The sequence below is a fragment of the Sphingomonas sp. Leaf20 genome (genome assembly GCF_001421535.1).
Classification (GTDB): Bacteria; Pseudomonadota; Alphaproteobacteria; order Sphingomonadales; family Sphingomonadaceae; genus Sphingomonas.
In genome coordinates, this window is record NZ_LMKN01000001.1 from 1416106 (window position 1) to 1439393 (window position 23288).

19 protein-coding genes are annotated in these 23288 nt (G+C 62.6%); 11 read left to right on the forward strand and 8 right to left on the reverse strand.

Translation table 11 applies throughout. The annotated features are described in order from the left end of the window. Nucleotides 1–57 precede the first annotated feature (57 nt). Together ASE72_RS06480 and ASE72_RS06485 are read right to left on the reverse strand one after the other, a co-directional pair. A complete protein-coding gene (locus ASE72_RS06480; RefSeq protein ID WP_162235460.1) occupies nucleotides 58–1506 on the reverse strand; it encodes an outer membrane beta-barrel protein in 1449 nt (482 codons plus the stop codon). Nucleotides 1507–1552: 46 nt separating this feature from the next. Continuing rightward, nucleotides 1553–2140, reverse strand: coding sequence for a polysaccharide biosynthesis/export family protein (locus tag ASE72_RS06485; RefSeq protein WP_056019112.1), 588 nt, complete (start codon nucleotides 2138–2140; stop codon nucleotides 1553–1555). Nucleotides 2141–2295: 155 nt separating this feature from the next. On the opposite strand from ASE72_RS06485, the gene ASE72_RS06490 reads away from it, so the two are divergent. From ASE72_RS06490 to ASE72_RS06510, 5 genes are all read left to right on the forward strand, one after another. Next, the gene (locus tag ASE72_RS06490; RefSeq protein ID WP_056018076.1) at nucleotides 2296–3429 is read left to right on the forward strand and encodes a glycosyltransferase; all 1134 of its coding nucleotides are present in this window, start codon (nucleotides 2296–2298) and stop codon (nucleotides 3427–3429) included. After that, entirely contained in the window at nucleotides 3429–4412 is a 984-nt protein-coding gene (locus ASE72_RS06495) for an endonuclease/exonuclease/phosphatase family protein (RefSeq protein WP_056018078.1), read from the forward strand. Before ASE72_RS06490 ends, ASE72_RS06495 begins: the two co-directional genes overlap by 1 nt. Before the next feature lie 77 nt (nucleotides 4413–4489). Next, nucleotides 4490–5998: a TolC family protein gene (locus ASE72_RS06500; RefSeq protein ID WP_056018080.1), complete on the forward strand. Its 1509-nt coding sequence runs from the start codon at nucleotides 4490–4492 to the stop codon at nucleotides 5996–5998. A 77-nt stretch (nucleotides 5999–6075) separates the two neighbouring features. Further along, complete coding sequence (locus ASE72_RS06505; protein ID WP_156350153.1) at nucleotides 6076–6942, forward strand: hypothetical protein; 867 nt, start codon at nucleotides 6076–6078, stop codon at nucleotides 6940–6942. 415 nt (nucleotides 6943–7357) lie between these two features. Further along, the gene (locus ASE72_RS06510) at nucleotides 7358–9295 is read left to right on the forward strand and encodes an Ig-like domain-containing protein (RefSeq protein ID WP_056018085.1); all 1938 of its coding nucleotides are present in this window, start codon (nucleotides 7358–7360) and stop codon (nucleotides 9293–9295) included. A gap of 141 nt (nucleotides 9296–9436) precedes the next feature. On the opposite strand, the gene ASE72_RS06515 is transcribed toward ASE72_RS06510, so the two are convergent. Together ASE72_RS06515 and ASE72_RS06520 are read right to left on the reverse strand one after the other, a co-directional pair. After that, nucleotides 9437–10186, reverse strand: coding sequence for a hypothetical protein (locus ASE72_RS06515; protein WP_056018087.1), 750 nt, complete (start codon nucleotides 10184–10186; stop codon nucleotides 9437–9439). Nucleotides 10187–10548: 362 nt separating this feature from the next. Continuing rightward, on the reverse strand, nucleotides 10549–11895 hold the full coding sequence (locus ASE72_RS06520) for an oligosaccharide flippase family protein (protein ID WP_082445814.1): 1347 nt from the start codon (nucleotides 11893–11895) through the stop codon (nucleotides 10549–10551). 124 nt (nucleotides 11896–12019) lie between these two features. Here ASE72_RS06520 and ASE72_RS06525 point away from each other — a divergent pair, with 124 nt between their 5' ends. Both ASE72_RS06525 and ASE72_RS06530 read left to right on the forward strand, forming a co-directional pair. Next, nucleotides 12020–12991 (forward strand): glycosyltransferase family 2 protein, encoded by a 972-nt coding sequence (locus ASE72_RS06525; RefSeq protein ID WP_162235461.1) that lies wholly within the window; start codon nucleotides 12020–12022, stop codon nucleotides 12989–12991. 24 nt (nucleotides 12992–13015) lie between these two features. Continuing rightward, nucleotides 13016–14035 carry a glycosyltransferase gene (locus ASE72_RS06530; RefSeq protein ID WP_056018093.1) on the forward strand — a complete coding sequence of 340 codons (1020 nt, stop codon included), beginning with the start codon at nucleotides 13016–13018 and terminating at the stop codon, nucleotides 14033–14035. Here the strand turns inward: ASE72_RS06530 and ASE72_RS06535 are convergent. Next, nucleotides 14032–15942, reverse strand: a complete 1911-nt coding sequence (locus tag ASE72_RS06535) for a hypothetical protein (RefSeq protein WP_156350155.1) — start codon at nucleotides 15940–15942, stop codon at nucleotides 14032–14034. The genes ASE72_RS06530 and ASE72_RS06535 overlap by 4 nt on opposite strands. Nucleotides 15943–16211: 269 nt before the next feature. Here ASE72_RS06535 and ASE72_RS06545 point away from each other — a divergent pair, with 269 nt between their 5' ends. Further along, on the forward strand, nucleotides 16212–17318 hold the full coding sequence (locus ASE72_RS06545; protein WP_082445816.1) for a glycosyltransferase family 4 protein: 1107 nt from the start codon (nucleotides 16212–16214) through the stop codon (nucleotides 17316–17318). Here ASE72_RS06545 and ASE72_RS06550 read toward each other — a convergent pair. Continuing rightward, on the reverse strand, nucleotides 17298–18635 hold the full coding sequence (locus tag ASE72_RS06550) for an O-antigen ligase family protein (RefSeq protein WP_156350157.1): 1338 nt from the start codon (nucleotides 18633–18635) through the stop codon (nucleotides 17298–17300). The two genes, ASE72_RS06545 and ASE72_RS06550, sit on opposite strands and share 21 nt — an antisense overlap. A gap of 106 nt (nucleotides 18636–18741) precedes the next feature. On the opposite strand from ASE72_RS06550, the gene ASE72_RS06555 reads away from it, so the two are divergent. Next, nucleotides 18742–19446 carry a serine O-acetyltransferase gene (locus ASE72_RS06555; protein ID WP_056018104.1) on the forward strand — a complete coding sequence of 235 codons (705 nt, stop codon included), beginning with the start codon at nucleotides 18742–18744 and terminating at the stop codon, nucleotides 19444–19446. Nucleotides 19447–19466: 20 nt separating this feature from the next. Here ASE72_RS06555 and ASE72_RS06560 read toward each other — a convergent pair whose 3' ends face one another. Continuing rightward, nucleotides 19467–19709, reverse strand: a complete 243-nt coding sequence (locus ASE72_RS06560; protein WP_156350159.1) for a hypothetical protein — start codon at nucleotides 19707–19709, stop codon at nucleotides 19467–19469. A gap of 220 nt (nucleotides 19710–19929) precedes the next feature. Between ASE72_RS06560 and ASE72_RS06565 the strand changes: the two genes are divergently transcribed. Then, on the forward strand, nucleotides 19930–20604 hold the full coding sequence (locus ASE72_RS06565) for a polysaccharide pyruvyl transferase family protein (RefSeq protein WP_327196464.1): 675 nt from the start codon (nucleotides 19930–19932) through the stop codon (nucleotides 20602–20604). A 4-nt stretch (nucleotides 20605–20608) separates the two neighbouring features. Here the strand turns inward: ASE72_RS06565 and ASE72_RS06570 are convergent, their stop codons facing one another. Then, nucleotides 20609–21643 carry a glycosyltransferase gene (locus tag ASE72_RS06570; protein ID WP_156350161.1) on the reverse strand — a complete coding sequence of 345 codons (1035 nt, stop codon included), beginning with the start codon at nucleotides 21641–21643 and terminating at the stop codon, nucleotides 20609–20611. 159 nt (nucleotides 21644–21802) lie between these two features. On the opposite strand from ASE72_RS06570, the gene ASE72_RS06575 reads away from it, so the two are divergent. Then, complete coding sequence (locus ASE72_RS06575) at nucleotides 21803–23254, forward strand: lipopolysaccharide biosynthesis protein (protein WP_056018112.1); 1452 nt, start codon at nucleotides 21803–21805, stop codon at nucleotides 23252–23254. The last annotated feature ends 34 nt before the right edge of the window (nucleotides 23255–23288 follow it).

Sequence of the window (23288 nt, forward strand, 5' to 3'; positions counted from 1 at the left end):
TATTCTTTGGCGTGAGGGCGGCGCTTCTCCGCGGCGGAGCGTGCGCGGACTTGGGACTTACGGCGTGATGGTGAAACCGAACGTCGCCTGCAGCTGGTTGAACGTCCGGGTGGCAGGAATGCCGAGGATCTCCCCGTTGCCCTTGCGGTTGCGATAGCTCGCCGACGCGTCCGCGCGGAGATGCTTGCTCACCAGCCAGCGGACGCCGCCCTCTAAGCCATAGCCCTTCGACGTCGTATCGAGGATGACGTATCTGGATTGGCGGTATGACAGCGAGGTGGACAGGATCACGTTGCGCAGCAGTTCATGGTCGACGCCGATGTCGAATTCGGTGGCCAGCGCGGCCGGCGAGACTGCCGCCGCGACGTTCTGGAAATAGCGTTGCGCGCTGAACTTCACGGTCGTCAGCTCGGTCACGAGATAGTCGAGATCCGCCTGGAACCCGAGCGCGCCGCGCGATTCGATATTGGGATCCTTGAAATCCGCATAGATGTACCCGAGGCCGAGACGTCCGCGGAGCAGCGGGGTGATTTCGCTGCTGACCCCGCCAAGAACCTCGATACCATCCGCATCACGCAGGATCGGGCCGCGTTGCAGACGGAAGCGGCGCACTTCGCCTGTCGTCGAAAGAAAGAATATCGGGCCGGCACCCGTGCGATAGCCGAATTCGGCGGATCCGCGATACAGGCTGTAGTCGCGATATTGCTGATCGACGGGCTCGCCGGTCGGACGTTCGGCGTCCTCGTAATTGTAGCGGCCGGCAAAACCCGTCAGCTGCGTCGTCAAATGGCCGAATTCCTTGGTGCCGGAAAGCTGGCCGCTCGTCAGCATATAGCGAACGGGTTGACGCGTCAGGATGAGATCGCCCGTGCCGCCGCGGCGGACAAACGCGCGCTCATGCTGGACGTCGGCCGAAATCGCGGAATCCTCGGCGATGTCATACCGCGACCGTACACGGCCACGATACGTGATCCCGCTCTCGGTGACGAATTTGCTATACGCGCGTTCGTTGACATAGCCGTCGAAGCTCAGCGCGTTCCGCCCCCAGTTCGACTTCAGCGCGACGTCCGCACGCAGGATGCCATAAGCGTCCGATACGCCGTCCTGCTGCACATAGACGTTGCTGTCATAGCCGCCCCGCGCGGTCAGCGCGGGGAAGAGCGTGAAGCTGCCGAGCTGGATTCCCGACGGATCGAATTCCGGCCGCGACCGCGCGGCGACCGTGACGCCATTCACCGCGCGCTTGGCGGATGGCAACACGGAGTCGTTGCGAAAGCCGATCACATCGCCGCGGGGCAGCGCGAGCGAGCCCGTCCCGATCGCCGGGGCGTCGGAGCGATCGCCTCCCGGCAGCGTAAGCGGTGTCGCCTGCGGTGCCGTCTCCGACAGGATCGCCGGCGTTCCGTCAGCGACGTGATCCTGCGCGGTTACCACCCCCGGTATCGCGCCGACCGCAAGCCCCGCAACGAAGAGTGCCGACCGCCGCCCCTGTGTCCTGTGTCGCACGCGCATTGCCTCAGTTAATGTTTGACCGCCCGGAACGTCGCAGGACTCAGAAGTACCGCTCGCCCACGCGGAGCACGTCGCCCGGGAGGACCTTCAGATTGGCGTTGATGTCGACTTCGTGCTCGGCGGTATCGCCCGCACGACGGACGAACACCTTGTTCTTGTTCGCGCGGTAGGTGAACCCGCCGGCCGTCGCGATTGCGCCGAGGATCGTCGCGTCTTCGCCGGCCGGATAGCGGCCGGGCTTGGCCACTTCACCCAGCACGAAATAGGGCCGGAAATCGTAGACTTCGACCGCGATCTTGGGGTCCTTGAGATAGCCGGCGGCGTAGCGTGCGACCAGCGCCGCCTCCATCTCGCGCGCGGTCAGGCCCACGGCCTTGACGTCGCCGATCAGCGGCATGGTGATCGCGCCATTGCCCGACACCTGGAACTCGCCACTCAACGCGGGCTCGCCGAAGACGTTGACGCGCACCTTGTCGCCGAGGCCCAGTCGATAGACGTCGACGCGGGCGTTGATCTGTTCGGCGGTCAACGGCGTCTTGGGCTGCGTCGCGCAACCGGCCACCGCCAGCAGCGTCGCCACCGCCGCTCCGAAACCCGCAAACTTGCGTGCCGCACTGATCGCAGTCATCCAGCCCTCCTTGAATATCAGCGTTTGTCTATACTGACCGCGCGACCAAGCGCCATAGAGATACCGCGACGATCCACGACCGGAATGACCGTAATGGGTCGATTGCCACGACGGCATGGCATGGCTAGGCGAACATCGGGCCAAGGAGGAACGCGATGCGACGCAAGGTTTTATTCGCGATCAATTCGCTTGCGGGCGGCGGCGCCGAGCGCGTGATGGCGACGTTGCTCGGAGGATCGGAAGCGCGTGCGCGCGACTATGATTGCGCGATCGCGCTGCTCGACCGCGACGAGGAGGCCTATGCGCTGCCCGACTGGATCCGCGTCCACCGGCTCGACTGCAAACATGGTTTTGCCGCGAGCATCGCAGGGCTGACGGGTGTCGTGCGCCGCGAAAAGCCGGACGTCGCGCTGTCGTTTCTTACCCGGGCAAATGTCGCGACCGCCGCGGCGATGACGCTGCGTCGCCGTCCCTTCATCTTGAGCGAGCGGGTCAATACCACCGCGCATCTCGGCGAGGGGCGTGCCGCCACCGCGAGCAAGGCGATGGTCCGCCTCGCCTATCCGCGCGCGACGCGGATCATCGCCGTGTCGCAAGGCGTCGGCGATACGCTGGTCGAGGATTTCGGCGTCCGCGCCGACCGGGTCGTGGCGATCGCCAATCCGATCGACACCGACCGGATCGAAGCGCTGGCAGCCGAGCCCGCCAACGGCCATAGCGCCGTACCGTTCGTCGTCGCGATGGGACGGCTGGTGACGAACAAGAACTTTCCGCTGGCGATCCGGGCCTTCGCCGCCTCCGGACTCGCGGGAAATCTGGTAATCCTGGGTCAGGGACCGGATCACGCGGCGCTGCGCGCGCTGGGCGACTCGCTCGGCCTTGGCGCGCGGCTGGTGCTGCCGGGATTTGCCGAGAATCCGTATGCGATCGTCGGCAAGGCGCAGTTTCTGGTGCTCAGCTCGAATGCGGAGGGATTTCCCAACGCGCTCGTCGAGGCGCTCGCGGCGGGGGTCCCCGTCGTGGCGACGGATTGTCGTTCCGGGCCTTCCGAGGTGCTCGACGTATCGATTGCGCCGGGCAACGTCGTTCCTGGTCAGGGTCGAGGGGGGCTGCTCGTCCCCGTCGACGATCTCGCGGCGATGACCGAGGCGTTCCGGATGATGGCGGACCCCGCCCGGCGTACGGCATTGGCCGCGGCGGGTCGCGCGCGCGTGCGCGACTTCAGCGTCGCGCACGCGGTCGAGCGCTACTGGGCAGTGATCGACGACGCGCTCGCGACCCGGCGGTGATGATCCTGCGCGGCGTTGCGACGGCGATCGCAGCGGTTGCGGCCACTGCAGCCCTGCTCCTGTCGCTTGCGCCATGGGCGGGTGACTGGATCGCTGCCGCAGACATCGCCGCAGCGGCGCTGCCGGTCGCGCCCGTGCTCGCAGTCCTCGCGATCGGCTTCGCCTGGCGGCGCTCCGTCATCGTCCCCGCGATCGCGGTGATCGCGCTCGGGATAGCGACGGCGACCTTTGCCTATGAGTGGCGCGACGCCCGGACGGTCGCGACGCCCGGCCGGGGCCTCGTGATCATCACGCACAATATCGCCGTGCGCAACGCGGACCCTGCGGGCACCATCGCCACGCTGGCCGCGAGCGACGCGGACATCCTCATCCTTCAGGAGACCGAAGGCACGGTTCGTCCCTATCTGGGACAGCTGCGTCGCAGCTTTCCCTATGCGAGCGAGTGTCGCAAACCCTGTTCGCTCGCGATCTTCTCGCGAATCCCGCTCACGCGCGTCCGCTATCGATTCCGCGACGAGACCGGCAAGCCGTTCGGGCCGGGCCTCGTCCAGACGCGCGTCAAGCTGCCGGGCGTCAGCGGGGGATTCGTGCTGGCCAGCGTCCACCTGTCCCGCCGGCTGACTCTCGAGGGACAGAGCGAGGCACGCCGTGCGCTTGCCGAGGCGGCAGCCCGCGTGGGGACCCGGTCGCTCGTCGTTGCGGGCGATTTCAACCTGGTTCCATGGTCGGCCGCGATGCGGGATTTCGACGCCGCCGTAGCGCCGATGCGTCGCGTGACGCGCGGCCTGTTCTCGTTTCCCGCCGACTTTTCCGGCCATGCCGTGCCGGTTCCCGTGCTGCCGATCGACCATCTTTTCGCAGGTCCCGACTGGGGCGTTCGCGCCGTTCGACGCCTGCCCAGGACGGGGTCCGATCACTATCCGCTGCGTATTGAACTCGTCTGGAAAGGGCCCGACCACTGTGTTACGCAAGATTGTCGTTAACGTGCGACATCAGGGGGATAATCTATATGCGGCGGGCTCGTTGGTTGATGTGCGCGTGCTTACTTGCGGGCATCGCCGTGCAACCGGCGTCGGCAGATACGCTGGGTAATGCGATCGCCGATGCCTATCGCAACAATCCCCGCCTCGAGGCGCAGCGTGCCCAGCTGCGTGTCCTCGACGAGCAGGTCATCCAGGCGGCCTCCCCGTACCGGTTGAACGTCGGCGTCGTCGCGAGCCTTTCCTATCAGGAACAGGTGCAACGCGCGGGCTTCTTCAACGACTTCCAGAAGTTCGATCAGAAGATGATGGGCGCGGCGGTGTCCGTCTCGCAGATCCTGAGCACGGGCGGCCGCACCGCGGCACAGCTGTCGGCGTCCGAAGCCGATGTGCTGTCGGGGCGCGAACGCTTGCGCGAGGTCGAGAACTTCATCCTGTTCGAAGTCGTCGACTCCTATGTCTCGGTGCGGCGCGACTCGCGGATCGTCGCGATCCAGGAGCGATCGGTCGGGTCGTACGAACGCCAGGTCCAGCAGGCGCAGGCGCGCGAGCGTGGCGGCGATCTGACGCGGGTCGATATTGCGCAGGCGCAGGCGCAGCTCCTGATCATCCGCACGTCGCTGGCGCAGGCGCGCGCGTCGCTCGAACAGAGCCGCGCGCGATTCGCAGCGGTCGTCGGCCGCAACCCGGGCGTGCTCGAGCCGGAGCCCGCACTGCCGGGGCTGCCGACGTCGATCGACACGGCGTATCAGATCGCCGAGAAGGAAAGCCCGACCCTCTGGCAGGCGATCCTCAACGAGCGCGCGGGACGCTCGCGTGTCGCGGCAGCGCGCGCGGAGCGTAATCCGACGATCGCGACCGAGGGGCGCTACGGCTATAATGCGCCCGCGAGCTACAATGTGCGTGATATGGGTCGCGCGCTGTCGGGCGTCGTGACGGTGACCGTGCCGCTGATCAATCAGGGTGTCGTCGGGTCGCAGATCCGCGCCGCGATCGCGAACCAGCAATCGCTGTCGTTCCTGATCGAGGACACGCGGCGTAGCGTCGACAGCGCGCTGCTCAACGCGTGGAACCAGTCCATCACGTCGCAGGATCAGGTGACGAACGGCCAGGCGGCGGTTGAAGCCGCGCAGGTCGCGCTCGACGGCGTCCGCCGCGGATTCGCCGAAGGCTTCCGGTCGAACTTCGAGGTTCTCGATTCGGAACAGCGGTTGCTCAACGCGCAGCTCATCCTCGCGAACGCGCAATATTCGCAATATGCCGGACAGGCGAACGTGCTCGCCTATCTCGGCAGGTTGCAGGCGGCAGCGATCGACCAGGCGGTCGCGATCTATGATTCCGCGGCCAATCTCGAAAAACAGAAGCGGAGCCAGTTGAGCCCGTTCACGGCCATCGTCCGCGCTTTCGACAGTATCCAGGTGCCGAGCAGCCGCAACCGCGCCGCGCCGATCCTCCCGCCCGCCACCGACACGACGGTCATCGCTGCGGTCGCGCCCCCGCCAAGCGGTCCGCTGGCGACCACGCTGCCCGTCGACCCGACCGGCCGGCCGACACCACCCGAAGGCGAGGCCCCCTCGCAGCGACGCTAAGCCCCTGCTAGATGGCCGGCGACGACCGCAAACGCTGCGGTCGATCGAAAGGACGGCGTATGGCGTACCGGCTTGGCATGTTGATCATATCCCTGGCGCTCGCGTCCGGAGCGCCGGCGAAACGGCTGGAGTCGGGCGCCGCCGGGGGCGCCGGTACCGCCGGCCTGCCCGCTTCCGATCGTTTCGACGCGCGGCGGGGTGCCACGGAGCGGATCGCGCCGCGTGCCAAATCGGTCGTCCAGAACAAGCGCTATGGCAACGCCTATCGCCTGCTCGATGACCCGCTCGGGATCGCGAGCGGCAGCCGGTTCGAGAATATCGATGCAACCGTGCTGCGCGGCGGTTTTCGCTTCAAGGGCGATGCGCACGACATCGTCATCCGGAACACGACCCTGCGACTGGCCGCGCCGACGCCTGCGCCCGAACTCCCCGCGGGTATCGAGCTCCAGGGCAACGCCCACGACATCCTGATCGACTCCGTCACCGCAAGCGGGTTTCAGATGATCCATCGCGAAAAGCGCTATACCAACGGCGATGGGTTCTCGAGCGAGCGCGGCGCCGCGCGGATCATATTCCGTAACAGCACCGCCAACGACAACAGCGATGGTGGCTTCGACCTGAAGTCGACCGACACCAGGCTGGAGAACGTGTCGGCGGCGCGGAACGGGATCAATTACCGGTTCTGGGGTACCGGCACCGGTACGCGGATCACAAGCACCGATCCCGCCAAGGCGCATCTCCAGATCAATCCCGGGGCCGACTGGCACATCGGCACGCTCGTCGTCCGCTCGACCGAGCGCAAGCCGATTATCGTCGTGCATGGTCAGGGGCAGCTGACGATCGACCGGTGCGAACTTCATGTGCCGGCAGGCACGAAGATGATCCGTCTCGATGCCAAGGTAACGCCCGACATTCACCTCGGGACGGGATGCACGCTGCCCTGACGGCACCGAACGCGGAGCGGCCGGACAATGACGACGCACAGGCGTATGTCGGGCTTATTCCCTAACCCTGCGAGCTGGCAAAGTGGCCAGCCCCCTCAAGGGACGTCCAACGTCAGTTAAATTCGCGCGCTGCTCAACGGCCTTATCCGACCGCGTAAGCTCTTGAACCGCCTGTATTCAATGAGGGATGGCAAGTGAACGGCGAAACGTTCGGTCCGCGTTTTGGTTCCCAAGGTTAACGGAAATTAGACGTCTATGTTGAGAAGCCGTCAATTGCTCCGTGCCATTCCTATTGAACGGTTTTGGGTGATTCGGTGTGAGAAAGCAGCGAGTGACCCGCAGTTGCCGTGACATTCAGGGAACCAAAACGCCGTGCGGATAAACCCGCGCGCCGTCTGGAACGGGGGAACAGCGCATGACACTCGACGCAACCATCGGAAATGAGATTTTTCTGCAGGGTCAGTATCTGAGTCTGGGTATCAACGGCAGCGGCACGCTCGGGACGCGCGCGACCGCACCCGTCGGGTTCGTCACCGATGCGGTTAACGGCTATATCCGCCTGGGGCTCGTGGGCGACACGGATGGCTTCGGCAAGGGCGCGGCAGCGACGCGCGACGCGATGCTCGCAGGAACGCCGGTCGAGAGCTTTTCGATCGGCTACGACATCGGCGCGAAGCATTACACCAGCGTCAACAGCGAGCGGAACGGCAAGAGCCAGGTCGCCGGCGGCGTTTCCTCCGACCTGTCGAGCGATGGGATCGGCAAGGCCGGCTGGACGGGCGCGACGACCGAGGGCGTCAAGGTCGCGCAGACGATGTCGCTCGCCGATGGTGCCAAATATATCAAGGTCGACGTCACGCTGACCAACACGACCGGCAAGGCCGTCGCCGATCTGCACTACATGCGCTCGATCGACCCCGATCACGGCGCGACCTTCGATACCGTCAACACGGTGATCGAGCAGGGTGGCGACGGCGCGGATGGCGCACTGATCGCGGCGTATGCATCGAGCGGCAAGACGCCGCTGTTTTACTACACCGCCGATGATCGCGCGATGGTCTCCACCTTCAAGGGGTACGTCAACGAGAATCCCAACGCCGCGGCGACCTTTGATACCGCACCCGCCGAGGGCTTTTCGCTCAAGGGCGACAACGCGATCAACATCAACTTCGGTCTCGGCACGCTCGCGGCGGGCCAATCGACGACGTTCACCTTCTACATGGGGATCACGAACGATCTGAACGCGACGGTCGCCGAGATCAAGGCGAGCGCCGTCGCGCGCCCCGAACCCGTCAACGCAGCGCCCGTTGCGGTCGACGACTTGGTCGCGATCGTCGCGGGCAAGAGCGAGAGCGGCAACGTCCTGACGAACGACCGCGACGGCGACGGTGACGCGCTCACCGCCAGCCTCGTCAAGGGACCGACGCATGGCTCGCTGCTGTTCAACGCCGATGGCAGTTTCACCTATGTCGCGGACAAGGGCTATGTCGGCAGCGACAGCTTCACCTACGCGGCAAGCGACGGGAAGGCCTTCGACAATGGCGTCGTCTCGATCGCGGTCGCGGCGGCACCCGTCGTTCCCACCATTGCCCCCCCAGTCCTTCCCCCCGTCGTCGTCGTCGTCCCCCCGGTCACGCCGCTTGTCGCCAAGCCATCGGTCCAGGACGGCAGCAGTTCGGCCTCGCAGACGCTCTCGGGCACGTCGGGCAACGACATGTTCTTCTTCGACATCGCGAAGAATACCGGCACCGACACGATCAAGAACTTCAGCCACGAGGACGTGCTGGCAACGACGGCCAAGCTTTTTGACGGCAATGGCGACGGCATCATCACCTTCGCAGCCAACCGCCTGTCGCTCGATTCGCCGAAGAGCAACGATTACGCGGTCATCGAGGGCGTTTCGGGTCTCCGCCTGATGGGCGCCGATTCCGCCGGGCGGTATATCTACGCGGATGCGAGCGTCCGTCCCAAGGGGGCGTCGGAAAGCAAGCTCGGCAACGACAAGATGTCGGGCGACTCGACCGACAAGAAGGCCAGCCAGTTCTTCTTCGACACCGCGCTCGGGCTCGATCTCGGCCACGACACGCTGTCGAATTTCGGGAAGAAGGACGTGCTGGTCACCACGGTCGCGCTGCAGGACGATGGCACCGGCCACGTCAAGCTCGGGGCCAAGGGCATGCTCGACCTGGGCAGCAGCGCGGGGGTCGATCTGGGCGATGTCGCAATCGGCGGCCTGAAGGGCGCGTCCGTTTCGATGCTCGAGTTCGACGGCGCGGTCTCGCACGACGGCATGACCTATTATGTCTACAGCCTCGACGGATCGGCGGCCGGCATCGCGACGCTGAACTTCTGATCCGGTGACGTGCCGGGCGACCGCGGTTGCCCGGCACGGGTCTAGAGCGCGTTCGCACCCGAGCGCGGCAAACAAAAAAAGAGAGAGATTTCCGTGAGGAAATCTCTCTCTATCATCTCTCCCGAAGAAGAGCCGCGGGCATTAGCCTGCGGTGTTGTCGATGCCGTAGTGGTAGTACGTCACGCCGTTCACCTCGTTGGTGGACTGCAGGTACAGACCGCTGACGCCGACGAGGTCGATCTGGCCGCCATGTGCTGCGCCGTCATCACCCTTGGTGTTCATCATTTCGCCCGACAGATCCAGCACGCCATTGTTGCCGAACTTGATCTGCACGCCTGCGTCTGCACCGGCCTTGCCGTTGAAGATCTGCGAGGTCGTGACGATCTGGTCGTCAGCGCCGAAGCCCTTGATCGTGTCGCCGCCAAGGTTCAGGCCGAGTGCAGTGTCGTAGAAGAACTTCTTCGAACCGGTCGCCGCGTCGAGCGTGTCGTTACCAACGGTACCCTCGGTGAAACCAGCGAGCTTGACGCTTGCGTCGGCGTAAACAAATGCGCCGCCCTTTTCGCCAAGGTAACGGAGCTGCTTGCTCTCCATGCCCTGCAGCGTGATCTGGTCTGCGCCAGGGTTCTTCTTCGACGTACGGTCGATATCGAGGATACCGTTTGCGCCGAAGTCGATGATGCCGTCGTTGTTGCCGTCGAAGATCTTCTGGTAGTTCAGGATCGTGTCGTTCTTGCCGAAGTTCTCGATCTGATCGTCACCGGTGTTGCCTGCGCTGAAGCTGAACGCGGTCGCACCAGTCGTGTTGGCAACCGTATCGTTCGTGCCGTTGTTCAGCATGATCGTGTTGTCTGCCGTCGTGATCAGCTTGCTGTTGTCGCCGAATGCCATTGTCTTGTCTCCGCTACCGTCGTTGTTTGAAACCATGTTGTCACGTTTTGCCGTGCCCAACGCTTAATGCTTTATTAAGGATCGAGTTCAATTAATTCAGCATCGTTGTCAACGATTTCGCCGGTCGCCTGTCTCGCGATGGGACAGATCGGAATCTTGCATGCAGCAAGCAACGGTACGGATATCAGGATTCCGACGGATCATCCGGACCATCGGCAAAGTACATCCGTCGATATACGAAGATGTCTGCGCGCGGCGCTGATAGTTTTACGGGCCGGCTGGCCATTATGCCGGCCCTTGCTGCCGGATATGGATCGACGTCTATATTTTGATCGCCCTGAACACTTCGTGCGCGGTGCGGTTCAGCGCTTACCAGGCCGCTTCAAATACGGGATATGCGTCGCCAGAGCGGCAAAGTCGGACCGCCGGAAGGCGACCATCTCGCGCACGGTGAAGCCCGTCATCCGCGCATAAAGGCCGACGTACAGGATCGTGGCCACGACGTAGGTGATGCTCGACGCCAAGGCGGCGCCCATCACGCCGTCGAGGCGAATCATCCACCATCCCAGCATGATGTTGCACGCCAGCACCGGCGCCATGATGATCAGCGACGCCCAGGGCTTTCCCTGACCGGCGAGGTTCGTGTTGAGAATCTTGAAGACGATGAACGCCACGACGCCCGGCAGGAGCGCGTTGCAGACCGACGCGCTTTCGGCGAACCGCTTGCCGAACAGGAGGGGAAAGGCGAATCCCGAAACGATCGCTATGCCGATCGCGAGCACCGTCGCCGCGAGGAACGAGACGCGCGCCAGGACGAGCACCTTCGTCGAAAAGGCCTTGTCCTCTTTCGCATTGACGCTGCGCGACAGCAGCAGCGAACTGACTGCGGTGGGAATTTCCCAGATGAGTTCGGCGATGACCGTGGCCTGCGCATAGACGCCGACCTCGCGCAGCGTCGCGAACCGCGTCAGCAAAAGGATCATGATCTTGTAATTGAGCATCATGACGAACAGCGACGCGGCGTAGGACAAGCCCCGGCGTTGCAATTTGACCGCGACCTCCCGGTCGAACCCAAGGTACAGCCGCCCCTCCTTGGAAAGCAGATAGAGCGCGTAGCCGGATCCCAGCAGCGAGGCGCCCAGATTGGCGATCAGCACGCCGTACAGACCGAGATCCAGTGCCCACCCCAGGACGATGATCAGGACGAGTCGCAGCAGCGCCGGCCGCCAGCTCGTCCGGCGAAACGCCGCGATCCGCTGCCGCCCGAGAAAGACGCCGCTTGCATAGCTCGACAGCAGCGATGTCGGGATCGACGCAACCGCCAGCGCGCGCAGCATCCAGTCATCGCGTGCGACGCCCGCATAGTCGAGATAGGCCAGCGCCAGCAGCACCGCGATCGTCCCCGCCAGCGGAACCAGCGTCAGCAGCGTCGGCAGCAGCCGCTCGAGCGGATAGATACCGCGCCCGAGATGGAAGGCGGTGGACTGGCGGATCCCCATTTCGGAGAAGTTGACGGCCAATTGGGCCGGCACGAGCAGCGCCGCGACAAGCCCCCTCCCCTCGGGGCCGAGCAATCGGGCGAGGATGAGGCTCGTTATGAAATAACTGCCCTTCTGGAAAAAGCGGCTGATCGCGACGGTTATGGCCTCCCAACCGAAGCCGGATGGTGCGCGCCGCGCTTGCGGGGAGGGACCGGCCTGGCGTGTCATCTCGACTATCAATCCTCTGGAGATGCCGCCCAGGTCGACAAGGCGGCGCGCCTAGCATATGCGACGCGTCGGTAAAAGCTGGGCGCTCCACTGCGGTCGCGGGCAAAGTGCAGGGAGGCATGACGTGACGGACCCCACTATCGCCGTGGTTATTCCGGTGCACAACAAGGAGCGCCACGTCGTCCGCTCGCTGGACGCTGCGCAGGGACAGACATCGCCTGCGGACGAGATCATCATGGTCGACGATGCATCGTCCGATCGGTCGATCGAAAGGCTGCGTGCGGCCGCGGGAGACCGTGCGATCTTCCTGACGCGCACCGAACCCGGCGCCGGCGGCTATGCCGCGCGCAATCTCGCGATCGAAACCGCGGGCAGCGAATGGATCGCGTTCCTCGATGCCGACGACAGCTGGACGCCCGATCACCTCGCCTCGATCCGTGCCGCGATCAGCGACGGCGGAAAGGACGTTGGCTGCGTCTTCACCGGATACCAGTTTCTGGAACCTTCGGGTCGGCAGGTCGAGGACTGGTTCACGCATGCCGGGCACAAGGCCGGCGTCTATGATACCGCGCAGATGCTCGACTTCTGGCTGGAGGGCGGATGCCCCTTGTGGACCGGCGCCGTCGCCATCCGCCGCGACATATTGCTGTCGGTCGGGATGTTCCCCGCAGGGCTATGCCGGCGCGGCGGCGACCGCGACCTGTGGCTGCGCACGATGCTCGCAACGCGGTGCGCCTATACCGGCCGCAAGACGGCGACCTACCACCGCGATGCCGACAACATGCTGACCAAGGTCGAGCGTTTTACTGCACGGCAGCGCATCGTTGATACGATTGTGGACCGCGTACCGACTGTGGATACAGGCATTGCGCGGAGACTGAGGCGTATTGCCAATCGTGAAATGCACAAATACGCGTTCAATACCTGGAAGACGGGGGAACGGCCCTCCGCGATATCAATCGAGGACTTCAGCCCGCGAGACAGCCTCGGCAAATACGTCGCTGTGAAACTGATGTCGCTCACCCCCCTTCCACTGCCTGCATTGGCTCGGAAATCGGTTCGGATATTGAAGATCATGAGGCGCGGGCATCGATGACAATAGCGGTGGCAACCTGACATCATGATTTCTGTCGATCACGAGCTGGCTGATACCAGCAGCGAGCATTCCTCGCCGCAGATATCCTGCATCACGGTATTCTATAATCGAGCCGCACTTATCAGCACCTCGATCGGCAGCCTCCTTTCTCAGACATCGCAAGATTTTGAAATCATTGTAGTTGACGACGGCTCCACCGATGACACCTTAAACCAGTTGTCGCTTTTCGATGACGCTCGGCTTCATGTCACCGGCCAAAGCAATAGCGGATTTACCGCGGCCATGAACGCTGCGGTCAGGCGGAGTCGAGGACAGTATATTGCAGTCCATGGCGCAGGCGACATTTCGCTTCCTGAGCGGCTGGAAAAGCAGGCAGCGTTCCTTGATGCAAACCCTGAGGTGGGCGCGGTGGGGTGCGCGCGACTGACCGATGGCATGGTTATTGGGCCCCGCGCAGGGGTGATCGAGCGAGGTCCGATGTTGAAGACCATGCTTCATCGCAACCCCTTCAGCCACGGCGAGGTCATGTTTCGTCGAAGCCTGTTCGATAAGGTCGGCGGGTATCGTCAGGAATTCAGGTTTGCTCAGGATCGTGACCTGTGGCTACGGATGGGCCGATACTGTGACTATGCCGTCCTGCCCGATCTTTTGTACGAGCGGACAAGCTTTCACGGCGGCGTCACCAAAACACCACGAAGCCTATTTCTTCAGACACGGCTGTCCCAATTCGCAGTACAATGCGCTGAAGACGTCGATCAGGATGGTCGCGATCTGCTCGACAGAATTGGCCCCAGCGCTTTTTTCCTGACAAAGCCTTTGATAAAGCAGTCGAAGCAATATGCCGCCCGCGGCCTGAGGGGATTGCGGGACGGCAACATGGAGGCAGCGGAAATATTCCTTACGCAGGCCTGGAATGAGAATCACAACCTGCAATCATTTGCTGGCATCGTGGCACTTTGGCTGTCGAGATACCGACGGACAAACGCCCTCATACGGTCGATACTGAGATACCGGGCGCGGTTGCAGACACAACGAGACGATTAAAACCCCAGTTGCGCGAGCCCTGCAGCGCTGCCAATCGCGCTATAGACATAATAATGCGTGTCACCGACGACACGCTCGCCGTCGAATTCCAGCGCGCCTACCGATTTCCCTGCCGTATCGGTGACCGTGAAGTCGCCCAGATCGATGCCGTCATGGCCAAGCGAGAACACACCACCGGCCGCCGCCACGGTAGCGCCTGCATCACTGCCGCCGATCCTGGTGGTCGTGACGATGATATCCTTCGCGCCGAATTTGGTGACCTTGTCGTGCCCGAGCGACTGGTCGAGCGCGCTGTCGAAGAAGAACGCCCCCGCCTTCTTGTCGCCCGCGTCACCCGCCAGCGTGTCAGCGACGCCGAACTTGCCCTCGACCGCGTTTTTCGGACGCACCGACGCGGCGGCATAGGCGAAATGGCCATCGACGAGGCCGAGATAGCGCAACCCGGCATTGACGCCCTCGAGCTTCACGGTGCCCATCTTCGATCCGAGGTCGAGTACCCCGTTCGAACCATAGGTGATGATCCCGTCCTTGTTGCCGTCGTTCAGCATCTTGGCCGTCATCAACAGGTCGGTGGCACCGAAGCCGATGATGCTGTCAGCGCCCTGCTTGCTGGCCTGGTTGAAATAGAAGCTGTCGGCCGCGCTGGTTGCCTTGATCGTTTCGCTGGCGGCGTTCGATACGAAGTGGAGTGGCGAAATGCTGTCGCGAGGCGTGTCCACGGCCGGTGCGGCAGGCGCGACCACGACGGGCACGGAGGCGGCAGGCGCCTCGGCGACCGGTGTCGATACGACCGGCGCAGCGATGACCGGCACCGTGATAACGGGCACCGTGACGACCGGCGCGAGCACGATTGGAAGCGTATCGAGCAACGAGCCGACCACGGGCACGTTCAGCCCGGCGTCGAGTGAATAGGGGCCCGTCGGCACAAGCTTTTCGACGGTCGTCAACGCGCCCGTCAGTGCCTTGCCCGCAACAAGCTTTGCGGTGCTGGCAAGACTGACGCTCACGTCGGACACGGTGATCGTGCCGTTGTTATAGAATACGGCGGTGTTGGTGCCCGAGTCCGTAAAGCTGCCGCCGTCAATCGTCAGCTTGGCACCTTCATTGAGCCAGACCTGTGCCTGGCTCGCGATCCCGCCGCGCTTGTGGGGATCGAGGCCGACAGAGTCGATCATCGTCGCCTCGCCCCAGATCCGGAAATTGCGGGCATTGTCGTCGGCGATCGCGCGCACCAGCGTCGTCCCGGTCGACTTGAGATCATAGCCGGCATCCGTGTTGCCGCTGGCCACCGTATCCTGGAACAGGACGTTGTACACGCCGCGTTCGGTCGCAAAGCCGTCGCCGTTCCAATAGCTCGAACTCGTGGTGTCGGTCGCATTGGCCATGGACGTGCGGATGATCTTTACGTCATGCGCCGTGCCGTCCAGATGCACGCCGATCGCAAAATTGTCGCCATCCTGCTTCAGGCTGTCGCCCCGCACGTCCTCGATCAGGATGTTGCTGCTATTGTACTGAAGCCGGATGACGCCCTTCGAAAAGCCGTCGACCTCGACGTCACGGATCGTAAGCCCGGTCACGGTCGCGGTCTTGTTCGCGCCACCCGCATAGTCCTCGAAGAACCGCGCGACATTGCTCGCATCGACATGCTCGATGGTGATGTTCGACACGTCGCCGGCGGCACGGAAGACGGTCCCGGTGTTGTTGACCTGAAGGTTCTCGAAGCTGAGATTCCCGGCACCGGCCTGTAACTTGAACAGCTCGTTACCGGCTGCGTTGCTCGCGGCATAGACGGAGGGCCGCGTGCCCTCGATCGTTGCCTCCATCGCGTTGCCGCTATGGTCGACGCCCTTGATCGTGACGGCTGCACCCGGCGTGCCGCCGCCGTAGATATTGATCGGGGACGACACCTTATAGCTGCCCGCATCAGCAAGAAGGAGGACTTCGCCCCCGGGCCCGGCCTTTGCGATCATGGCGTTCAGGCTTGTAATGGATGCTGCGTTAGCCCAGTCGGAACCGCTTTTATTGCCCATCCCCGTGGGTGAGATATAAGTGGTAGCCATCGCGCGAGTTCCCCGATTAACGCGCGACGTCGCGCGGCATTGATCGGGTTACGTGCGAAAATGATACAGACTGTATCGATACCTAGTGAAACTTTCGTTAATCATAGGAGCATAGCGTGCAGCCAAAGCGTGTAATCGTACCATACACGGGCACCGAGATCGGTGGCAGCCACATCTCCTCCTTTACGCTGTGTCGAGCGTTGCAGGATCTGGGCATCGAGGTATTTGCATACGCCAACAAAGACACTCAGATTGCCCATGAGGCAGCGCGCTATGATTTGACTGTGCGCGAATTGTCCGAGACGCCTGCCGCTCGCCATAACCTCGCGTATGATTTGCTGCGATTGCCATTCCGGGCGCACATGCTTCGACAGGAAGGGCCCGGAATAATCGTGCATTGCCATGGCATGGGCGCACTGCAATCCTGGGGCCCGGCTGCAAAATTAGTGGGAGCGCCGCTGGTATATCACAATCGGGCATTCAATCGCCCGATCTTGGCGAACCGGCTCATCATGAACCTCGCGGACAAGTCGATTGCTATATCCGAGTCGGTGAAGAAGCTCATGGCGTTTTTACCCGCGGGAAAGGTCGAAACAATTGACAACCCCTTTGCATTGGGCGGCATCCCAAATCGTTCAGAAGAGCGACAAAAGTTGGTCAATGAGCTCGACTTGGCTGCCGAGGGTCCGATCATAGGCTTTGTCGCAAATTTCTGGGAGCGAAAGCGCCCCTTCTTCTTCCTAGATGTTTGCAAAGTTATACTCGAACGCCACCCCTTAGCATCATTTGTCATGTTTGGGCGAAAGGGTGATGTCGCGGTTAGCGCAATCGAGGACTACGCAAGGCATATCGGCATTGCTGACCACCTGCATCTTCCAGGCTTTCGCCTGCCCGTAGAGAGCAACATTGCTGCCCTTGATCTGATGCTCGCGCCGGCTATCAACGAACCTCTGGGAAGGACGCCGATCGAGAGCCTTTTACTTGGAACGCCTTACGTAGCCACCGACGACGCCGGACATGGTGAAATTGGTCGGCGATGGGCGGGCGGCCGCCTGGTCGACAAGGCGGCGGATTACCCCGCATTCGCCGCCGTCGCACTCGACGTATTAGACCACCCTGCAAGTGTGCTCCTGAAAGAAGACAAGAAACTCGAGATCACTCACGCTCTATCCGCCGCGAATCATGCGACGAAGGTGGTCGAGTTATACAGCAGGCTGCTTTAAGATTTTCCGCGATTGCGGCCTTCCCGCTTTGAAGGCCGCGATCGTAGCTCCGCACAATATACCGTAATAAATCATGCCTTCGATCATCCAGAGCGGCATCGTAGCCATGTTCAAAATTATGAAACTTATATGCGCGGACACAAGAATGCCTCGAACGCCTTTCGGCGATTTAATCGCCAATACGAGCATCCATATCCATAGGAACACGGTGCTTATTAAACCAAATATTCCCAATTCGTATATTGCGGATACCAGTGTATTATGCGCGTAAACTTTAAACTTGCCTATCCACGCGTTTGGACCAAGGCCGACAATATGTTGCAGGGGCGTTGAATCACTATATCCGTAAAGATAACCGCTCCAGATGACAAACCGCCCCGATAACAAATGGCGTTCGTCTAGGTTGAACTGATCCGGGCGTTTTATAAGCTCCGTACCTTGTGCAGCGACAGCACCTAAATCGGCAAATCTTTCTCTTCCAGCGATAGCTCCGCCCACACCGACCGCCAAGACGATTGCCGCCATCATGCCGACGACAATTACACGCTGTTCACGGATCACAGATCTAGCGGCGCCAATTAGCGCGGTTGCGCCGATCAGAGGCGCCATTGCCAATATCGCAGTCCGGTAATTTGCGAGCATAATGGCAACACAAAACACCAGAACCCAAGCCACCTTGTAGAGAGCGACCTGCCGTCGTCGCAAACACACAACGAGCAACCCGCCAGCAAGCGCAACCGAGAACCCCGCCTCATGGTAGAAACCGCCAATGTAGCTGGCCGATCCGTCGGATTCGGCTGCCTTCACCGTACCTAGCAACACCGATAGCGCCTGAAAGCCAACGAGTATTAGAAAAGGCAGAAACACTTTCCGTAGGGGCTCGTCCCAGCCATCATCTTGTAGCGATTCGGATACCGCCAGCGTGATAATTGCCAGATACAAGTACTTCACCGTCATATCGACCATTGGTGAAACGCTGTGATTAGCAAAGCCGCTTAGAATTACCGCCAGCAGGATCGGATAAAAAGGCACGAGACCGACATCGAACATGCCGCGCGGTTTCAAAACCCACGCCCCGAGACCGCAGATGAAGATTGATCCGAGCGCATTGTACGACAGCCCGATGGGGGAAGAACTGAACGTGATCGGATGAAAGGCGGACAGGATGAACCGCAGCCAGATCGCGAATATTACAAAGCGGGTGGCGCGCCCTTGGCTGCTCCGCAATGCCACGAACAGCATCGCAAGCGCCAGCAACGTCGCTGGAATGGATGCGTAATAGGGTAGAGCGCGCCCATTCGCGACAAGGGAGTCCATGGATGGCATACCTAGCCGATCACGCCGACGACCGCCAGCGCTACGGTCTTGACCACGCCCGGATCAACGCCGTAGGTCGCGTTGCACCGCAACAGGATACCTGATCGTGACACATGTCGACGAAGCTGATCTTGAACAGCTCGGAAAACCGCATCGCAGGGGCTGCATACGCCGCTTCAGTGCGTTACGTGCCGTCCTTGCAGCCGACCTTTACCGGTATTCCGGATCCGTCGATGCGAAGAATTTCCTGAAGCATTACCTCTTTACGCCCGGATACAAATACACGGTGCTGATGCGCCTGACGGGGTATCTCGCGCTCAAGCCCGCCAAGGCCGGCGGGCTGTATTTTCTGCTCAAGTGGATGCTGCTGCGGGCACGCTACAAGTTCGGGATCGCAATTCCCGAATACACGCTCATCGCACCGGGGCTTTTCATCAATCGGTTCGGCGGCATCTATTTCAACGGCGATGCCATTGTCGGCTACAATGCGAACATCACGCACGGATCGATGCTCGGCCAGGCCAATCGCGGCCCGCTGCGGGGCAGCCCGACATTGGGCGCCCGCGTATTCATGGGCGCCGGATCGAAAGTGGTCGGACGCCTGACGATCGGCGACGACACGTCGATCGGTTCCAATGCCGTAGTGACCAAGGACGTGCCGCCGACGAGCGTGGTGGGCGGTGTCCCCGCGAAGCTGCTCTCACAGGCGGGCTCGCTGGGGTACGTGAACAGACAGGTCCCCGAGGCGCTGGTACGCCGGTGCGTCGATGCGTTTCATGGCCCCGTGCCGGCCGGATTCTACGACGGCTGATCCCACTCACCGACGCGGCGTCATCCCCAGACGCGCCACCACGGTCGCCGGGCCTGGAGCTCGATGCCGCGCTCGGATGCCGCACGCGTCAGGTCACGGGCAAGAGAGCGCAGCTGGCGATCGTTCAACGCGACCTGGACCTTTGCCACGCGCTGTTCCTGATACGCCTCCACCGACTCGACGATCTGCATCGTCAGCACGATGCCGCTCATTCCCTCGCAGCGCTTCCATCCGGCCAGAGCGCCGGTTGCAATCGTAGACATGACACCCTCCCGTTATGAAACATCCTTAACGCGGATGCTGCCCTGTCAGCAATTCATATCCCAAGACAGCGGTCCGCGCGAGGCGATTGACGGCGTGGGGTTGCGACGCGTGGGACAGGCTGCATAGAGGCCGCAAGAGATCCGCAACCACAAGTGCGCGAATGATCCGCCGAAATACCCGAGCTTTTTTCGAGGGGGCCGCCGGAATTCCGGCGACCACCTGTCGAAGATCGTCGTCAGCAGCGTCGGCATGACGCTCGATGACGAGGTCAAGCCCACGCGGCGACTTCTCGGCATCGGCTCCATCCTGCATTTTGCCAATGATGGCGACGTGATCTGGGGCAGCGGCATCAATGGCAAGGTTGCGAGCGGCGACATCCCTGCCCGGCAGCTCGACATACGCGCGGTCCGCGGACCGAAGACCGCCGCGCGGCTGCGCGACATGGGAATGTCCGTTCCCGATGTGTTTGGCGATCCCGCCCTGCTCGTGCCGCGCCTGTTCAAGGACCGGTTCGTACCGACGCCGAACCGCGACTATGTCATCGTCCCCAATCTCCACGATCTGCCGCTCGTCACCGATCAGACGCGATTGGTCTCGCCGCTCTGGGGGTGGAACCGGTGCATCGAGGAAATCCTGTCGGCGAAGTTCGTGATCGCGAGCTCGCTGCACGGCCTCATCCTCGCCGAGGCGTTCGGTGTTCCGGCGCGCTATCTGCGCCTGTCCGAAACCGAGTCGACGTTCAAATATGACGATTACGCGCAAGGCACGGGCCGTGCGTCGCTTGACCCGGTCCGCTCGGTCGAGGAAGCACTCGGCGAAGGCCCCCACCCCGCGATCAGTTTTGACGCCGATGCGCTGATCGCCGCGTTTCCGTTCGACCTCTGGCGGCGATGACGGTCTAGCGCGCGACAATCTGGCGCAGATACGCCGTGATTCGGCTGCCGATCAGCGCCCATTCCTGTCGCGACAGATCCGGGCCCCGCGGATCGCGCGGCTGGCGTGCCCATTCGAGCGCCGCCGCAAGCTTCTCTGTCGTCAGATCGCCTTCGTACAGCCAGACCCACGCCTCCCCGACCTCGTTCTGCAGATCGACGAGGCTGCCGAGGCGTGGGGCGATGACGGGTCGCAACCGCGACAGCGCCATCAGCGCCGAGCCGCTGTTCAGGATGTCGCGATAGGGCAGGATAACCGCGTCGGCGCCGTCGATCAGCGCCTCGAGGGCAGCATCCTCGAGATACCCAAGCTGGATATCCACATTCGACACCCCCGCGGCGATCGTGGTCAATTCGCTGCCGAGATCGGGATCCTTGCACTGCCCCGCGATGACGAGCTCGCACCGGTCGGGCGACAGGCTCGCGACCAGCCGGGCGACGATATCCGGTGCCTTGTATCGCTTGACCTGTCCCATGAAGGCGAGTCGGACCGGACGCGGGCCGGCGACGTCGCGGACAGACGGCAGGGACCGCTCGCGCGATCGGTAATGGCCATGCGGTACGACGATCGCCGGCACCGCAGCCAATTGCGGATAGGTCTCGCAAAACAGGCTTTGCGAGGCTCGCGACAGGAAAATCAATCCATCGACCGCACGGAGAAACACCGGCAGCCGGATCCGCGACACACGCGCACCGCGCTGGTGCGGTACCAGATTATGGCCGACCCATATGATCCGCTTGCGCTGGACATATTTCGCGATCAGCAGCGCCGTCAGGCTGCGCATGCCGCGAAACCGGCGGCTCAGGCTCCGCGCATAGAAGAATTCGTCGGGCCAGTGGAGAACGAGGACATCACCGGCCGCGAGGACACTCGCCGCATTCTGGTACAGTTCGCGGACCGTGACGCCTTCCGACGCGAGCGCATCGGCAAACATCGCCGTATAGGGGTTGGGCCCTCGCCAGGCAGGCCGCAATGCAACACGTAGCGTCCGGCTGGGCAAACTCTCATCCTTCTCGCAAGCGCGGGGACGCTATGGCCACACGCTGACGCCGATACAAGTTACGCCCTTCCGATTCGACGTGTGCTTTCTACCGGATCACCCCACGCATACATGCAACAGCCCCATCGATACGTTCGAAAGGAAGCCGCTCGAACGAATGTGAAGCGCAAGCTGACCGCGAGCAACGTATGGACGGTAACGGCCAATGTCTTCAACACCGTGTCGACGATGGTTGTCTTCATTGCGCTGGCGCGGTTGCTGACGCCCGCGCAGTTCGGGATCGTGGCCTTCGCCTCGGTCTTCATCGAGTTCAGCCGGATCCTCGTCGGCGCGGGCATCCCGGATGCGCTGATCCAGCGACCGGACTGGGACCGCGACGTATCGAGCACCGCATTCTGGACCAATATCGTGATCGGCGTCGCGATTGCCGCGATCCTGTGTTTCGTCGTCGCGCCGCTTGCGGGCGTCTATTACGACCAGACGTTCGGCTATGTGCTCGCGGCGCTGTCCGCGCTGCTGCTGATCGAAGGCGCATCGACCGTTCACACGGCCAAGCTACGACGCGAATTCCGCCACAAGATCATCGCGCGACGCAGCATGAGTTCGAACGTCATCGGCGGCGTGATCGGCGTTACGCTCGCCTATTTGGGCTGGGGCGTCTGGGCGATGGTAATCAGCCGGTTGTTCGCATCCGGCATGTCGAGCCTGTTGCTGTGGCGTTCGTCGGGCTTTCGTCCCCGGTTCCACTTCTCGTTTGCCGAATACCGGCAATTTGGCCAGTTCAGCTCGCATCAACTGGGAAGCCAGTTGCTGGCCAACGGCAACTCCCAGGTCACGGCATTGCTGATCGGCAGCTTTCTCGGGCCGGCGGCGATCGCCCAATACCGCGTCGGATCGGGCGCGCTGAACATGCTTGTCAGCCTGGTCATCACGCCGTTGCAGTCGGCCTCGATGTCCGCCTTCTCGCGCGTGCACGAGAACAACGGACAGATCGGCCCTGCCTATCTGCGCGTCACCCGCGCGTGCGCGCTCCTGACCTGCCCCGTGTTCTTCGGGATGGCGGCGACGGCGCCCGATATCGTCCGCCTCATGTTCGGTCCGAAATGGCACGAAGGCGGGCTGATCATGATCGCGCTCGCGCTGGTCGTCGGACCGGCAACGCTCAATTATTTCCAAGGTCCCGCGCTGTCGGCCGCCGGACGTACCGGGCTCACCTTCTGGGCGACGTTGATCGGCTTCATCGGCAATCTGCTCGTCGCGTTGTGCACCATCAGTTTCGGGCCGATCGCGGTGGCGGCGGGGCATACGCTGCGCGCGCACATCACGACGCCGCTCTCGCTGCGGTTCGTGGCGAAGGGGATCGGCGTGTCGCCTTGGCGCGCGATCATGGCGATCGCCGTCACGACGCGCCGCCTGTTCGTGCTTGATGATTTCCCGCCGCTTGGCCGATTCCTGCTTTGCGTCACGGCAGGCGGCATAGTGTATCTCGTCGCGCTTCTTGTCTTCGCACGCAAATTCACTGTGGCGAATCTCCAGGAACTGCAGCCCCTGTTGCCGCGCGCGATCGGGCGGCACGTGGCACGGTTCACGCCTTCACCATCCAAGAGCTGAACTGAGCAAATACTTGGACTTGCAGTGGCGAACA